Origin of the sequence: Floccifex sp. (assembly GCF_051873495.1) — a bacterium.
Classification (GTDB): domain Bacteria; phylum Bacillota_I; class Bacilli_A; order Erysipelotrichales; family Erysipelotrichaceae; genus Floccifex.
On record NZ_JBJEEX010000103.1, the window covers coordinates 1 to 17,697 of the forward strand.

13 protein-coding genes are annotated in these 17,697 nt (G+C 31.4%); 10 read left to right on the top strand and 3 right to left on the bottom strand.

The window, feature by feature from the left end:
- The first annotated feature begins 192 nt into the window (after nt 1–192).
- From ACI313_RS05945 to ACI313_RS05960, 4 genes are all read left to right on the top strand, one after another.
- Nucleotides 193–4,422, top strand: a complete 4,230-nt coding sequence (locus tag ACI313_RS05945; RefSeq protein ID WP_320608676.1) for a DUF7601 domain-containing protein — start codon at nt 193–195, stop codon at nt 4,420–4,422.
- Between the two features lie 62 nt (nt 4,423–4,484).
- A complete protein-coding gene (locus ACI313_RS05950; RefSeq protein ID WP_439755543.1) occupies nt 4,485–5,876 on the top strand; it encodes a SpaH/EbpB family LPXTG-anchored major pilin in 1,392 nt (463 codons plus the stop codon).
- Between the two features lie 72 nt (nt 5,877–5,948).
- Complete coding sequence (locus tag ACI313_RS05955; RefSeq protein WP_439755544.1) at nt 5,949–6,755, top strand: class C sortase; 807 nt, start codon at nt 5,949–5,951, stop codon at nt 6,753–6,755.
- Nucleotides 6,756–6,764: 9 nt separating this feature from the next.
- Nucleotides 6,765–7,565 (top strand): AP2/ERF family transcription factor, encoded by an 801-nt coding sequence (locus tag ACI313_RS05960; protein WP_320608679.1) that lies wholly within the window; start codon nt 6,765–6,767, stop codon nt 7,563–7,565.
- A gap of 19 nt (nt 7,566–7,584) precedes the next feature.
- Here ACI313_RS05960 and trpS read toward each other — a convergent pair whose 3' ends face one another.
- Nucleotides 7,585–8,568: a tryptophan--tRNA ligase gene (gene trpS, locus ACI313_RS05965; protein WP_320608680.1), complete on the bottom strand. Its 984-nt coding sequence runs from the start codon at nt 8,566–8,568 to the stop codon at nt 7,585–7,587.
- A gap of 144 nt (nt 8,569–8,712) precedes the next feature.
- On the opposite strand from trpS, the gene ACI313_RS05970 reads away from it, so the two are divergent.
- The 6 genes from ACI313_RS05970 (at nt 8,713) to ACI313_RS05995 (ending at nt 15,107) form a co-directional block, all read left to right on the top strand.
- Nucleotides 8,713–9,156, top strand: coding sequence for a Spx/MgsR family RNA polymerase-binding regulatory protein (locus ACI313_RS05970; protein WP_320608681.1), 444 nt, complete (start codon nt 8,713–8,715; stop codon nt 9,154–9,156).
- Between the two features lie 132 nt (nt 9,157–9,288).
- A complete protein-coding gene (ppdK, locus tag ACI313_RS05975) occupies nt 9,289–11,913 on the top strand; it encodes a pyruvate, phosphate dikinase (protein ID WP_320608682.1) in 2,625 nt (874 codons plus the stop codon).
- 118 nt (nt 11,914–12,031) lie between these two features.
- A complete protein-coding gene (locus ACI313_RS05980; RefSeq protein WP_439755545.1) occupies nt 12,032–12,448 on the top strand; it encodes a methylated-DNA--[protein]-cysteine S-methyltransferase in 417 nt (138 codons plus the stop codon).
- A gap of 106 nt (nt 12,449–12,554) precedes the next feature.
- Nucleotides 12,555–13,295, top strand: coding sequence for a NifB/NifX family molybdenum-iron cluster-binding protein (locus tag ACI313_RS05985; protein WP_320608684.1), 741 nt, complete (start codon nt 12,555–12,557; stop codon nt 13,293–13,295).
- Between the two features lie 74 nt (nt 13,296–13,369).
- On the top strand, nt 13,370–14,350 hold the full coding sequence (locus ACI313_RS05990) for an acyltransferase family protein (protein ID WP_439755546.1): 981 nt from the start codon (nt 13,370–13,372) through the stop codon (nt 14,348–14,350).
- Between the two features lie 73 nt (nt 14,351–14,423).
- Nucleotides 14,424–15,107 (top strand): DUF2238 domain-containing protein, encoded by a 684-nt coding sequence (locus tag ACI313_RS05995; protein WP_320608686.1) that lies wholly within the window; start codon nt 14,424–14,426, stop codon nt 15,105–15,107.
- Here ACI313_RS05995 and ACI313_RS06000 read toward each other — a convergent pair.
- Nucleotides 15,043–16,194, bottom strand: a complete 1,152-nt coding sequence (locus ACI313_RS06000; RefSeq protein WP_439755547.1) for a transglutaminase domain-containing protein — start codon at nt 16,192–16,194, stop codon at nt 15,043–15,045. The genes ACI313_RS05995 and ACI313_RS06000 overlap by 65 nt on opposite strands.
- Nucleotides 16,195–16,238: 44 nt before the next feature.
- Nucleotides 16,239–17,693, bottom strand: a complete 1,455-nt coding sequence (locus tag ACI313_RS06005; protein WP_320608688.1) for a glutamate synthase subunit beta — start codon at nt 17,691–17,693, stop codon at nt 16,239–16,241.
- Nucleotides 17,694–17,697 lie beyond the last annotated feature (4 nt).

Below are 17,697 nucleotides of genomic sequence, written 5' to 3' on the forward strand. Positions count from 1 at the left end.
TAACCTATATTATGAATTTCCATAGCTTTTAAATACTACATAATAGAAATTATGTTATTAAATAGTTTCTTTATGCCTCTATAGCTAGATGGATGAAGATGAAACACACGAATTTTGTGTTGCTTTAACTGAATGCTAATGAGGGCAGTGGAATAACTGCCCTTTTTCGTCTTTAAACGAAGGGATGATACTATGAATCAGAAGAGAGTTCAAAACATAATAGAAAAAGATAAGAAAAAGAAAAGATGGAAAAGAATAATAGGGTTTCTATCGATTGTAGTAGTATTTTGTACAGCTTATTCATTGATCTTACCAGCTTTAACTATGGAAGTAGAAAGTAAAGTGCTTGACTGTTCTTATAATGTACATACTCATACTCCAAGCTGTTATGACGAAGATAATAATTTAATTTGTGGATACGCTGATTATGTCATTCATGAACATATACTAGATTGTTATGATGAAAATGGTAATTTAGTTTGTCCTTTACCAGAAATCAAAGAACATACACATGATGAATCTTGTTATGATCAAGATGGAAATTTAATCTGTGACAAAGAAGAGATAATTGAACACGAACATGCATCGGATTGTTATGATGAAAATAATAATTTAATATGCGAACAACTAGAAGTAAAAAAACACGATCATGGTGAAGGATGCTTTAAAACGGTTGTGACTCAAGTACCTATTTTTCAAAGTGATAAAACAGAAGAAACAAGTAATAATGTTGAAAATGAAAATACATTATCTGGAGAAGAATTAAATCGAATAGATGAAATAATAAAATTAATTGATGAATTACCAACTTCTGAAGAAATTGATAACACATTAAATGAATACGACAACGATGAAGATACTGAGAACTATGATGCGTATTATCTAGAAGTACAACAACAAGCCCAAAGTGTTTGGGTTCAATATGAAGATTTATCAGAAGAAATGAAACAACAAGTAACCAATGCAGATAAGCTTTTAGAATTATCATGGTTATGGGAATCAATTCCTCTTACTGTAACAAATGAAGTGACTGTATATAGTGTAAATCACATTAATTGGAATCCAGCTAACCCAGTTATTGTATACGGTGGTTCAGTAGAAGAAAAAACAGGAGAAAGCAACCTTGCTTATTGGACGGCTATTGTTGTTAAGGAAGATGAATCTAATAACCTTTATGTAGAAACAATTGATACTACAACTAATCCTAAAGGAGGTTATGTAGCAGAGAATGGAAAAGGATTTGTTCTACTATTAAATAATATATCTATCAATGCCGAAGAAGGTGACAGAGTTACAGTGACTTTTGATTTTAAAAATGTACAAGGTTATAAAAATGATGGATATGGCACCGTAACATTCCATAATGCAAGTGAAGGGGAACAAAAAGAGCAAAAAAACAATGGACTTACACCTATTCAAAGTGCAGATACAAAAGATTTAATTGAAGTTAACTTATACGATTATGGAAATAATATTAATGAAAAATATAATTCAAATAATAACTTTCCTGGATTCCAAAATCCTGGAGGAACAACAAGTATTGGAACTTCACTAAGTAAATACAGTTATAATTTTGGCGATAATATTACATCTGATTTGAAAGCTGGTAAGGCTGATATTACCAAAAGAGGTGGATTAATTAATGAACCAAATAGTTCATACGATGGTACTAATTATGGTACGGCGAATATTCCTATCTCAGGTGCAATGTCATCTACATTAGGTACTGACGGATATCCAGCATTAAGTAATGGTACTAGTTTAAGTTATTTATTTACAAATAATACATATGCTACAAAGAAAAACACAGATAATATAAATGGATTATTTCAATACAATTCATCAACTGGCGCCTATACATTTAATAGTAGAGAAAACCATGCTCAATTTAATGCATCAGACAATACATTTACATTATATAGTCAGCTTATAAGCTCAAACTTCATGATGTATCCTTTTGGTAATTTTTTGCCATTCAATGACATAAATACACAATGTGCCCAAGCTAGTACCATTGATGGAGATTATTTAGAAAGTATTGCAGCTAGTGCTAGATATAAGAGTAATCAAAATCAAGATGATTTGAGTAGCGATTATAATACCCTTTCCAATGCATTAACTGATTTTGTTAATAGGATGGACGAATTACATCCTGAGGGATGGGAAGCTAAAGATTATGTTAATGGCTATTTTAGTGCTAATAAACTTTCTAAAATTTTTACAAACGAAGAATTATCTAATATTTATTCTATCGATTATGATGAAGCCACTGATTTCTATTTTGGTATGGAAATGAAGATGAATTTCATGCAACCAAAAGGTGGATTGACTGGAAGTGATGGACAACAACCAATGAAATTCTATTTCACAGGTGATGATGATGTATGGGTTTATGTAGATGGAAAGCTATTCTTAGATTTATCGGGAATCCATCGTCATGTTGGTGGAGAAATTGATTTTGTAAATGGGGAAGTAAAGTATTATGCTTTAGACCCTTCAACCGGAGATGTATCATATGAACCTTTTAAAATAGTAACTTTTGAAGATATATTGGGAAGTAAAAATGAATTAAATGGTGAAGGTACTTTTAAAGATTATAGTACGCATTCCTTTAATTTCTATTACATGGAACGTGGCTCTGGTTCAGGTGTTTGTCGAATGAACTTTAATTTTCCTTTACTAAAGCAAAATTCAATATCCGTAACAAAAGAATTATCAACAGATAATACAGAAATAGATGCTTTAGGAAATCCTGATTTTAAATTTCAAGTACTTAAAGCTGATGAAAATGGAAACAAAACAAATAATTTATTTATTGGAAAAGATATACAATATAACATTTATGATTCTAAAACTAATACACAAGTAGGGACTGGGGAAACGGATGCTAATGGAGTCTTTAAAATAAAAGCAGGGCAACGAGCAGAATTTACAGGAATAAATGAAAATGCAGGTAAATATTATGTCCGGGAATTGTTAGATTCAAGTATCTTTGATCAATATGGCAAAATTACTGTCGATGGAACAAGTCAAACAACAAACTATGATGTAACTGTTGGAAATGATACATTTAAAGGCCGTGATAGCAATGTTAAAGATATGTCAGATGGTAGTACAGTATTTCATTTCGATAACAAAGTAACTACTAATAAATTAGGAAGTTTAAAAATTGAAAAAGTGTTAAATTCTTTCAATAATTCTAATTCTTCATCTTCATTTGATTTTGAAGTGAAATTAGATAATCAACTTCTACCAGTTGGTACGAAATATAAAGTAGGAAATGAAGATAAAACAGTAACAACAGAAGGTATTATCACAATTCCAGCTGGACAAGCAGCTACAATAAATAATATTTTAGCTGGAAGCATGTTTACTGTTAAGGAAACAGATAACTCAAGCAGCGGATATAGTGTTTCATATTCGGGAAATGATATTACAACAACTGATGATAGTGCATCGGGTGTCATTAAAGTAGGAACTACAGTAGCAGTTACTGTAACAAATACAGAAAAAGGTGCAACCGTACAGATTCCGATTCATAAAACAATAACGAATCCAGATGCTAATGATCATGAATTTACTTTTAATCTAGAACAAGTTAATGAAGATGGAAGTACTATTGAATCTCCATTAACGCAGAGATTAACTTTAACAGTTAATAATGTTGCAGATGGACATTTTACATTGACTTATTTAGATAAAGGGTTCAACGAATTACCACAGACCTTCTGGTACAAAATTACAGAACAAGCAAATACAAATAATGGTCAACACGTTGATTTTGATGAAACTGTTTATATAGTAGGAATCACTGTTAGTAAGGATGAACAAGGAACATTACAAGCAAGCATTACATCATTGGCTAAATTGGCTAAAGATGGAAATAAGATTGATTCAATTAGAACTTTAGAATTTTCAAATACACTTCTTGAAGATTTAACGATTACTAAACAGGTTAATGGGCTTGATAAAACTACTCAAAAATTTTATTTTGAATTAACACTGAATAATGGAGAACAGCCAATAACTGGTGAATATCAAGCTATTATTTCTTCTAAATCAGATCCTAAAAAAATTACTTTCAATGAAGAAGGAAAAGCAAGTTTTGAGTTATTAAAAGATCAATCCATCACAATTAAAGATTTACCAAAAGGTGTTTCTTGGACGCTTACAGAAACTAATCCAGATGGGTTTATTGTAAGTTATGAAGTTGGGAATGATACAACCAAAGGAAATACATCACAAGGTAGTGTAGATGGTAATAATGTTACTTGTATTAATAAAGCAAGTTATAGCTTACCTGGTACAGGAGGAAGTGGAACCACATTGTTTACTATAGGAGGTGTGTTGTTAATATCAACGGCATTAATTCTATTGTATACAAAAAATAAACGAAGAAAGGAGGAAAATACATCTTGCTAAGATTCGTACAAATCATAATAAAAAAGAAATGGAATTTTGATAATTAATAAGGAGAGAAGTACATGAAATTATTAAAAAAATTAACAAGTCTATTAGCTACTTTTATAGTTTCACTATTTATGGTAGCTACACCAGTTATGGCAGCAGGTGACAATTCTATTACAGTTAATGAAGCAAAAAAAGGTGAAACATATAACATTTATAAAATGTTAGATTTAAAAGTTAACGCGGACAAAACTGCCTATAGTTATACCATCAACGTAAACTGGATTGAATTCTTTGGTGAAGAAGGCGCTGGTGCGACATATGTTACAATCGATAATCAAGGCTATGTGACTTGGAATGAAGATAAAAAATCAGCTGCTAATATGGAAAATTTTGGGAAAGCCGCTGCACACTTTGCGAGAGCAAATAAAGTTAGTGGTGCAGTAGATGCTATAAAACCTACTTCAGATGGTTCTATTACTTTTAGTAATTTAGAGAGTGGTTATTATCTAATAACATCTTCAAATGGTACACTTGCAATGGTTTTAACAACACCAAAAAATCCATCTGCTAAAGTAAATGAAAAGAACCCTACACCATCATTAGATAAATCAGTACAAGAAGATAGTACAAGTAAATGGGGTAAAGAAAACAGTGCCCAAATTGGGGATACTGTTAACTTCAAAGTAACAATCGGTGTGCAAAAAGGTGCTAAAAACTATGTAATGCATGACGTGATGGAAGATGGTCTAACTTTTAATGCAAATAGTGTTGCTATTAAGGAGCTTACTAAAGGAACTGATTATACTGTTACAACTTCAGGATTAACGGATGGTTGTACGTTTGAAATTAGATTTGATCAATCTTATTTAGACAAAATTACTGAAGCACATGATCTTGAGGTTACTTATTCTGCAGTTTTAAATGAAAAAGCAGATATAACAAACGGAGAAAAGAATGAAGCTATATTGACATGGGGAGATAATGGTTCAACGAAGTGGAGTGAAACAGTTACTAAAACTTATCAATTTAAGGTTTTAAAATATGATGCTAAGGATAACGAAAAGAAACCGTTAGCTGGAGCTACATTCCAATTAAATGATGCAGCTGGAAATGTACTGAAGTTAATTAAAGTTTCTGATACCGAATATCGTCTTGCAAATGGAGAAGAAACTGGAGCAGTAGATTCATTTACAACTGTTGGTGCTGGAAAAATCATTATTAAAGGTGTTGATTTAGATCAATATCGTTTAGTTGAAACTAAAGCGCCTGCTGGATATAACACATTAAAAGATGCAACAGTAGTTAACGTTACTGCAGGAGATACTGTAACGGTAGAAATTGCTAACCAATCTGGTGTAGAACTTCCTTCAACAGGTGGTATGGGTACTACATTGTTTTATGTAGCAGGTGGAATCTTAGTTATTGGTGCTATTGTGTTATTGGTTACTCGTAAAAGAATGAATTAATTGAATTGATTTCTATAACAGGAAGGAGTTTCTCCTTCCTGTATACATATGTTGTAGTAAGGAGATGTTTACATGAAGAAGAAAAAGAATCATACCACATTGATCTTAGTTTTAATTCTTTTAATGGGACTGTCTTTACTATTGTATCCTTCAATATCGGATTATTGGAATTCCTTTCATCAGAGTCGTTCTATTATTGAATATACTCAAAATGTATCAACTTTAGATACAGAAGAATATAAAAAACTATGGAATTTGGCGAGTGATTATAATTCTAAATTAATTGAAAAAAATAACGAATATGTATTAAGTTCAGATGAGAAGAAGGAATATGAGTCATTGTTAAATGTGTCAGACAATGGAGTTATGGGTTATGTTGAAATTCCTAAGATTAAGTGTAATTTACCTATTTATCATGGAACCGATGAATCAGCTCTACAAGTTGCGATAGGACACTTAGAATGGACTTCTTTACCAGTAGGAGGAGAAAGCACACATTGTGTTTTATCGGGGCATAGAGGGCTTCCTAGCGCCAAGTTATTTACGAATTTAGATGAACTTGAAATAGGGGATACATTTATGCTTCATGTTTTAGATGAAACTTTAACATACGAAGTAGATCAAATTTTAATTGTAGAACCACAACAAACAAAAAACTTAAAAATAGTTGAAGGAGAAGATCTGTGTACATTGGTTACATGTACACCCTATGGAATTAATACACATCGATTATTAGTTCGTGGACATCGTATTGAAAATCAAGATAAAAGTGTATTTGTGAATGCGGATGCACTTCAGATTGAACCTATGGTTGTAGCACTTGGGTTGGCTATTCCGATTTTAGTTATTTTATTATTGTTTGTATTTTTGAAAAGGTGATGATTGATTATGAAACATATTGAAGTGGGATATCAATTTGGAAAGTTGAAGGTGATTGGAAAAACAAATAAAAAGAAAAATAATTATAGCGTATGGTTATGTAAATGTGAGTGTGGAAATACCATCGAATTAGATACCCGGACCATTCAAAGGCAAACAAAACTAGATTGTGGTTGTAGCTCAAAAGTCATAGGAAATCAAAAAGATTTAACCAATAAGCGGTTTGGTAAATTAGTGTGTATAGAACCTACTTCACAACACGGTAAAAATGGTGGCATTATATGGAAGTGTCACTGTGATTGTGGTAATGATTGTTTGGTTGAAAGTGTATTATTAACACATGGATCAAAGAAAAGCTGTGGTTGTTTAACTCATATGAATTTAATAGGACAACAATTTGGACAATTAACGGTATTAAAAAAAGATGCTTCTCAAAAAGTATCACATTGGATTTGTCAGTGTTCATGTGGCAATCAAAAAAGTATTCCTCAGGCTAATTTATTAAGTGGTAAAACAAAGAGTTGTGGTTGCCTTCAAAAGTCACAGGCAAAAAAGAATTTAAAACTAGTGGATGGTACTTCAATCACAAAATTAGAACATACATCGAATCGTTTATCTTCTAATAATAAAAGTGGTTATAATGGTGTTTATTGGCATTCTAAAAATAATAAATGGATTGCTCAAATTACTTTTAAAGGAAAAACAAAATACTTAGGTTCTTTTGATTCATTGGATGCAGCTGTACAAGCTCGTAAACAAGCTGAACAATTGTATCGTGATTTTTTAAATACACATAAAGGCGAACAATAAAAAAAGCATCCGTAGATGCTTAAATAGTAAATCCAACTTTTTTATAGACTTTACGAATCTTTTTATCGGCGATAGCACTTGCTTTAGCTGCACCTTCTTTAAGAACTTGATCCACTTGTCCACTTTCAATGATTTTATTATATTTTGCTTGTAAATCGGTTAAGAAATCAAAGACAGTTTGACCAATTTCTTTTTTAAGTTCACCATATCCTTTTCCTTCATAACGATTGACAATACTTTCAATAGATTCACCAGATAAAACAGATTGAATTGTCAATAAATTAGAAATTCCAGGTTGATTTTCAGGGTCGTATTTAATAACTCCTAGGGAATCTGTTACCGCTGACATAATTTTTTTACGAGCAACAGCAGGTTCATCTAATAAATCAATTGTTCCTTTAGGATCTGTAATTGATTTAGACATTTTTTTAGTTGGATCTTGTAAAGAACAAATTTTTTGACCAACCGAAGTTGTTAATGGCTTTGGAATTTTAAAAGTAGGTGAATAACGATTATTGAATCGTTCTGCTAAGTCACGAGTTAATTCAACGTGTTGTGTTTGATCTTTTCCAACAGGTACATAATCCGCATCATATAAAATGATATCACCAGCCATTAAAGGTGGATAAGTAAATAAACCAGCTGTGATACCAGATTCACCTTTTGCGGTTTTATCTTTATATTGTGTCATTCGTTGTAATTCGCCTACATAAGAAGTACAAGTCATGATCCATCCTAGTTTGGCATGAGCATCTACATCACTTTGTAAGAATAAAGTCGTTTTATTTGGGTCTAGTCCGCATGCTAAATATAAGGCAATTAAGTCTTTAGTATTTTTTCTAAGTTCTTTGGCCTCGATTGGAACTGTAATCGCATGTAAATTCGCAATGAAAATAAATAATTCGTATTCGTCTTGATATTTAATGAATTGGGAAATGGCACCAATGTAATTTCCTAAATGTAATCTTCCAGTTGGCTTGATTCCACTAACCATTCTTTCCATATTATATCCTCCCTTTTATCTATTGATTATATCATTAATTCAGATTACTTTAAAGACTAATTCCGTGTTGACACACATATAAAACCATGTTATTATTAGCAGGCAGAGAGGATGAGTGCTAATTTCGTTGAAAGGAGTGAATTTATGGTAATTTTATATACATCACCAGGATGTGCAAGTTGTCGTAAAGCTAAACAATGGTTGAAAGATAATAATATTGAATTTGTAGAAAAAAATATATTTACTTCGATCTTAGATAAAGATGAAATTAAGTATATTCTTTCTCGATGTGAAAATGGAACAGAAGATATTATTTCCGTTCGTTCTAAAGCTTTCACAAGTTTGAAAAAAGATATTAATGATCTTTCTTTAAATGAACTTGTTGATTTAATTCAAAAGAATCCATCTATTTTAAAGCGACCAATTATGATTTCTAAACAAAGTTTGGTTGTTGGATATGATTCTGATGAAATCACAACAATGGTTCCACCTGAATTACGCAATATTATTTCAGATTCTTGTACTTCAGATTGTCCTAGCTTTGAATTATGCGGAAGTGTACGACAAGAATGTACGGAATGTTGTTAGTTGTATTGAACACTTAGACAAATGTCTAAGTGTTTTTTATCACTTTAAAAAGAAACCGCTTACATTTTTAATTGAATTTATGAATTGATAATGCTATATTAAATAAAGGTAGTATCATATGAGGAGGATTTTATGACAAAAAAATATGTTTACCTCTTTAGCGAAGGAAACGCTTCAATGCGTGAATTATTAGGAGGAAAGGGAGCTAACTTAGCTGAAATGACTAATATTGGCTTACCTGTTCCACAAGGATTTACGATTAGTACAGAGGCATGTACGCAATATTATGAAGATGGTAAAATCAACGATGAAATAATAGCTCAAATTGAAGAGGGCATCACAAAAATGGAAGAAATCACGGGTAAAAAATTCGGTGATTTAGAAAATCCTTTATTAGTATCTGTTCGTTCAGGAGCCAGAGCAAGTATGCCAGGAATGATGGATACCATTTTAAATTTAGGACTAAACGATGAAGTTGTGGAAGTCATTGCTAAGAAAACCGGAAACGAAAGATGGGCAAGAGATTGTTATCGTCGTTTTATTCAAATGTATTCTGATGTTGTAATGGAAGTTGGAAAGAAATACTTTGAAGAATTAATCGATGAAATGAAAGCTAGTCGTCATGTTACAGAAGACATTGATTTAACAGCAGATGATTTAAAACAATTAGCAATCCAATTTAAGAAAGAATATAAAGAAAAAGTTGGAACAGATTTCCCAGATGATCCAAAAGAACAATTATATGGAGCCATTAAAGCTGTATTCCGTTCATGGGACAATCCGCGTGCTAACGTTTATCGAAGAGATAATGACATTCCTTTTTCTTGGGGAACAGCGGTAAACGTACAAGAAATGGCATTTGGTAACTGGTCTGATGAATCAGGAACAGGGGTCGCCTTCACTCGTGATCCTGCAACAGGTGAAAAGAAGTTAATGGGAGAGTTCTTAATTAATGCCCAAGGAGAAGATGTTGTTGCAGGTGTTCGTACACCACAACCAATTTCGGCTTTAAAAGATGTAATGCCAGAAGTATATGCTCAATTTGAAGAAGTATGTAAAATTCTAGAAAATCATTATCATGATATGCAAGACATGGAATTCACAATCCAAGATCGTAAATTGTACATGCTTCAAACACGTAATGGAAAACGTACGGCTCAAGCCGCTTTGAAAGTTGCATGTGACTTAGTAGATGAAGGAATGATTACACCAAAAGATGCGGTATTAATGATTGATCCACGTAACTTAGATACTTTATTACATCCAACATTTGATCAAAAAATCTTAAAAGAAACACCATATGTAGCTAAAGCTCTAGGAGCAAGTCCAGGAGCGGCTGCTGGTAAAATCGTATTTACGGCTGAGGATGCTAAAGAATGGGCAAGTCGTGGTGAAAAAGTAGTTTTAGTTCGTTTAGAAACTTCACCAGAAGACATTGAAGGAATGAAATCCGCTCAAGGTATTTTAACAGTTCGTGGAGGAATGACATCACATGCAGCTGTTGTAGCTCGTGGAATGGGAACTTGTTGTGTTTCTGGATGTGGTGACATTTCTATGGATGAAGTCAATAAAAAATTCACACTAAAAGGAAAAGTTTATCACGAAGGAGATTGTATTTCACTTGATGGTTCAACAGGTAAAATCTATGATGGAATTATTCCTACAGTGGATGCCCAAATCGGTGGAGAATTCGGTCGTATCATGGCGTGGGCTGATGAATATCGAACAATGAGTGTTCGTACTAATGCTGATACTCCAAAAGATGCGAAAAAAGCCATTGAATTAGGAGCCCAAGGAATTGGATTATGTCGTACTGAACATATGTTCTTTGAAGCAGATCGAATTGCGGCTTTCCGTGAAATGATTTGCTCAGACACATTAGAAGAAAGGGAACAAGCATTAAATAAAATTCTTCCAATGCAACAACATGACTTTGAAGAATTATATAAAGCATGTAACGGATATCCAGTTACAATTCGTTTCTTGGATCCACCTCTACATGAATTTGTTCCAACAGAACAAGAAGACATTGAATTGTTAGCTCAAGCACAAGGAAAAACAGTGGAACAAATTAATGCAATCATTGATGGATTACACGAATTCAATCCAATGATGGGACATCGTGGACTACGTTTAGCTGTTACATATCCGGAAATTGCTAAGATGCAAACACGTGCGGTTATTCGTGCTGCAATTAAAGTAAACCAAGAACAACCTGAATTGAATGTTCAACCAGAAATCATGATTCCACTTGCTGGGGATGCAACAGAATTAAAATATGTTAAGGATATTGTTGTTCAAGTAGCCAATGAAGAAATTCAAAACGCAAATGTTGAATTGAAATATCATGTAGGTACTATGATTGAAATTCCACGTGCCGCTCTTACTGCTGATGAAATTGCTAAACAAGCGGATTTCTTCTGCTTTGGAACAAATGACTTAACGCAAATGACATATGGATTCTCACGTGATGATGCAGGTAAATTCTTGCAATCTTATTATGATCATAAGATTTTTGAACAAGACCCATTTGCTAAATTAGACCAAGTTGGAGTTGGAAAATTAATGAAAATCGCAATTCAATTAGGAAAAGAAACCAATCCAGATCTTCACTTAGGAATTTGTGGAGAACATGGTGGAGATCCAAGTTCCATTGAATTCTGTCATAAAATTGGTTTAGACTATGTTTCATGTTCACCTTATCGTGTGCCAATTGCTCGCTTAGCCGCTGCTCAAGCTGCTATTAAAGAAGGATAATAATAAAAAAGACTAAGGTTTAATAGTAAGATAGACCTTAGTCTTTTCGTATATAGAGGAAACAGTTATGATATATAAATGTATTTATGAAACACCTGAAGAATTCTCCAATATGATAATGACTAGTGACGGAGAATTTTTAACAGGATTGTATTTTAATCAATTGAATGAAAACGTAAATGAAGTCAATAAAGACTTAGAAATATTTCAAAGTACTAAAAAATGGTTGGATATTTATTTCAGTGGCAATATTCCTGATTTTACTCCTGCATTAAAATTAGAAAACATAACACCATTTCGACAAGAAGTTATTGATATTATGAATACGATTGCATATGGCCAAACAATAACATACGGTGATATATCCGAAATGATTGCGAAAAAAAGAGGCATTGAAAAAATGTCATCTCAAGCAGTTGGACAAGCGGTGGGATGGAATCCTATCTGTATTATTATTCCTTGTCATAGAGTTATTGGTAAAGATGGAAATTTAACTGGATATGGAGGAGGAATAACAAATAAAATCGCTTTATAAAACTTGAAAAGAATGATATGACCCGTTTTTTTACCAACAAATAATTTGACAACAAGATAGATGTGAATTATATTATTAATGTCATATGACATTAATGGAGAAAATTATGGCAAGACCAGAGATTAAAAAGAGAATTTGTAAGAAACCAGAATGTGATAGTTTTGTACCAAAAGGCTATTGTTCACATGAATATGTAGTATTAACAGTGGATGAATATGAAACCATTCGTTTAATTGATTTAGAAGATTATAGTCGAGAACAATGTGCCAATCAAATGGGAATTGCTCGTACAACCGCCCAAGCTATTTACAATAGTGCACGAAAAAAAATAGCATCCGCATTCGTTTATGGATTTGAAATACGAATTGAGGGTGGTTCTTATCAAGAATGCGATGGAAAAGCTGGTTGTAATTATTGTTCAAAAAATAAGTCATATGAAGCTTTATCTTTAAATAAGAAGGAGATTAATACAATGAGAATTGCCGTTACATATGAAGATGGTAATGTATTCCAACACTTTGGGAAAACACAATTTTTTAAAATCTATGATGTAGAAGATAAACAAATTATTTCAAGTTCAGTATGTAGCTCAAATGGAGCAGGACATGGAGCACTTGCTGGTGTACTAAAAGAAAGTGATGTTGATGTTTTAATTTGTGGTGGACTTGGAATGGGAGCTATGAATGCTTTGACACAACAAGGAATTAAAGTAATATCTGGAGCAACTGGTAACACAGACGATGTTGTTCAAGAATATTTGAGAGGTACTTTGATTTCAACTGGATCTAATTGTAATCACCATGATCATGATAGTAATCATGTTTGTGGAAATCACGGATGCCATTAATAAACAGCAATCGCTGTTTTTTTTTCTTGTCTTTTGATATTAAAAGTATACAATAAGTAAACGGAGATGGAAATATGGAAGACAATCGAGATTATTTTATGGATAACTATAAAGCTTTACTTATTGTTTTAGTTGTTATTAGTCATTTTCTAGAATTAAACAATAAAAATAATTTATTTTTATACTTATTAAAGTGGTTTATTGTATGTTTTCACATGCCTGCATTTATTTTTGTTTCTGGATACTTTTCTAAAAAAGAATTATCTATTGAAAAATTAATAAAGAAACTATTTATACCGTATTTAGTTTATGAAATAATCTATTATTTCTTCTATACTTTTATTTTACATAGAACAACCAAACTCTATTTGCTAAAACCTAAGTTTTCATTGTGGTATTTATTAGCCTTATTTGTATGGAGACTTATTACACCTTATTTTAAAAAGATTCCTCATTATATGATTGTTTCTGTTTCTTTAGGATTATTAATTGGAATATCGGATATGCAGGATAATTTTTTAAGTATTCCAAGAATCTTATATTTTTATCCTTTCTTTTTATTTGGAACAATAACACAACAAGTTGATATAAAAAAGTTATTATCAAAAATTAAAATTAAAAAGATCATACCTGTTTTTCTAATCGTATTATTAATAAGTTTTGTCATTTGTCCTTATTCTAATAAAATCTTTTATGGACGATATAATTATGAATCATTACATCAAACAGATATAGAAGGAATGTTTGTTCGCTTGTTGTGTTATGCAATTGGTTTTTTAATGATTATTATTATGATGTTTTTTGTGAAAAAAGATAAAACTTCGTATTCCTATATAGGACAAAGAACAATGCCAGTCTATATTTTTCATGGATTAACTTATTGTTTCTTTAAATACAATACAACGATCCTTCAAATGGTTAATACACCAATAGAAAGTATGTTATTGATCTTATTTTGTTTATTACTAGTAAAATTATATTCATCAAAAATATTTTTTAATATCACAAATTATATATCAAATATCCATTTACCAATTTTTAGTCATCAAAGGTAACAATTCCCTATTTTTGGACAAGAAATAATGATTTAGCTATGATATGATGTTCGTCTAAAAAAGGGGAATAACAATGAATAGTAAAAAGATTTATAGAGGATTCGTGTTTGTTTATATTTGTTTTTGGATTTATGGCATGGTTCATAATATTCAAATTCAAGATTGGGAAGGAATTGGTATGGAAGTCGTGGCTATATTTACTCCAATAATTATTCCTGTTTTATTTAAAATATTTCATTTTAAACCAGTTTATGAAATATATAGTTTAAATATTCTTTTTGTGTTTTTCGCATCTTTATTAGGAAGTTGTTTTGCAGGATATAAAGTACCTTATTTTGATAAAATTGTACATTTCTTTTCTGGGCTGTTTATGACCTTGATTGCTGCTTTACTATTTAGCGCTATCAAACACACTAAAAAACCAATAGATAAAGAAGATTATAAAATCTATCTTTTATTCGTGAATGCATTAAATTTAGCTGTTGCACTATTATGGGAATTCTTTGAATTCTTGATGCTTGTATTCTTTAATAATGACTGCATTCGTAATAAAGCAACCGGTGTATATGATTCCATGACCGATATGATGTGTGCCTTTGTAGGTGGCATCATTATGACTGTATTTTTAGTCCGTTATATAAAGAATAATAAACAAAATTTCTTTATTCGCATTTATGAAAAATTTTATTTACTTAATATTGAAACTGAAAATAAATCACTTGATATTCATCAGAGTTCGCAAAACTACAAGGAATAAATGATAATGAACACGATAATAACCAATTATTATAAATACTTGAAACATTGTTTACAATGGTATCGTAAACATCTTTATTTTCAATTTTGATAGAACATTCTTTTTGGTTATTAAAATAACTTTGTGTTAATAGTGCATTAATTTTTGTTTGCGCATCTTCATTTTCACTGACGAAATGATTTGTATAAGTAAAATAATTATATTTTGTTCCTGTTGTTTCAGGAACATTTTTTAAACATGATTGAAGGGTATAATTATTACGTATTTCATTATCTGTTACATTAAAATATAAATACATTTTATATTTGTCATCATCTAATCGATTGGTATCACTAGTTGGATCCACACTATAGTATTCATTATCTAACTTGATAATATTCCATGCGTGTCCGCTTTGTTTGTGCTCAGTGTAACCACCAATGGTCATACACTCAATTCCACATTCGTTCATAATCCATTGCATAGTACGAGCGATTCCTAAACACGCTGCTTGTGATTCAATGAATACTCCATAAGGAGATGAATAATGATTTGTTTTTTCATTATATTGACAATGATCCACAATATAATTATATGCATACATTTCTTTATCAAAATCACTATAATCTTTTACGATTTCTTCAATGTTTTGAATTTCAGTGTTTATTATGTCTAAAGAATCATTGTATTCTTCTTTAGACATTAAGTAAGACATTTCGATGCTGACAAGTTCTTTTCTATTTAAAATCCAATTACAAACTACATTATTATTAGAACCATTTGTTGTGAATTGATATAATTCAGGGCATTCATCTTGGAGTAATTCTAAAAGTTCAAGTGGTCGATTTTGAGAAGAAAAAGGTAAATTGATTTCAATCGTTTCATCAAAGTTCATCATTCCTTCATATACTTTAATCACAAAAGCTAAATCGATATCACTTAATTGTTTTAAAAAATAATGGTTTTGATAATCTAGTTTCGTATTATGATCAATGATATTTTCGATATATTGTTCTTGTTTTTTGGAGTCTATAGAATATTGAATATTAGATAATAAAGAACATCCGGACAATAAAAAAGATAAAAAGATAATTAAGATTTTTTTCATAGGATAATTTTAATAAAAAAAAGAGGAATTATCAATGATAATTCCTAGTCCATATTTGTATATTCCATCAAATATTCATCGACTTCTCGAGCACAGTTTTTTCCTTCACTGATTGCCCATACAACAAGAGATTGACCACGATGAATATCACCGGCTACAAATATATTTTCGTTATTTGTTTGATAATGATCTTTTTCTGTTTTAACAGTATTACGTGGTGTGGTTTCGAGTTCAAAAGCATCTTTAACATATGATTCAACGCCTGTAAAACCAGCTGCAATCAATAATAAATCACATGGTAAAACTTGTTCACTACCTTCAATAGGAGTCATTTTTCCTTTGTCAAAACGAATTTTTGTGGTTTTTACAGCTGTAATGTGATTATCTTCAGAAATTAATTCTGTTAAAGTTGTTTCATAGATACGAGGATCCCTACCAAAAGTATGAATAGCTTCTTGTTGCCCATAATCTGTTTTACAAACATTAGGCCATTCTGGCCATGGATTTGAATCAAGACGTTTTAAAGGAGGTTGAGGCATCATTTCAATTTGAATAACAGACTTGGCATGTTGTCGTAAGCAAGTTCCTACACAGTCATTTCCTGTATCTCCACCACCGACTATGATGACATTTTTATTATTGGCATCGATGTATGGAGTATGATCTAATTGATTTTTAGTTGATTGTGTTAAATAATCGACAGCAAAATATACACCATCCACATTTCGATTTTCTACATTAATATCTCGTGCTTGTTTAGAACCACAACAAAGTACAATCGCATCGTATTCTTGTTCTAATTGTTCTGAAGTAATATCTACTCCAACATTTACATTAAATTTAAATTGAATTCCTTCTTGTTCAAGCAATTCTATGCGTCGTAAAACATATTGTTTTTCTAATTTCATATTAGGAATTCCATACATTAATAAACCACCCGCACGATTTTCTCTTTCGTATACTGTGACATTATGTCCTCGTTTATTTAATGTATAGGCAACCGCTAGACCTGAAGGACCACTACCAATGACAGCTACTTTTTTATCAGACCGAATTGCAGGAGGACATGGTTTCATCCATCCATTTTTATAAGCTGTTTCAATAATAAAGTACTCATTGTCATGAATAGTAACAGGTTCATCATATATACCGTTTAGACAGGCTTTTTCACATAGAGCAGGGCATACACGAGATGTAAACTCTGGAAAGGGATTTGTCTTTAATAAACGAGATAGGGCATTTTGGTAATTGCCATTATATATTTCATCATTCCATTCAGGGATTAAGTTATGTAAAGGGCAACCTGTTACTTTTCCTTTTAATTCAATTGCACTTTGGCAAAAGGGAACGCCACAATTCATGCAGCGTGCCGCTTGTTCTTTTCTTTGTGTTTCATCTAAATATAAATGAAATTCATTATAGTTTTTTAATCGTTGTTCACAATCAATACAATTGTTTTCTTTACGATCATATTCTAAAAATCCAGTTGGCTTTCCCATAGTA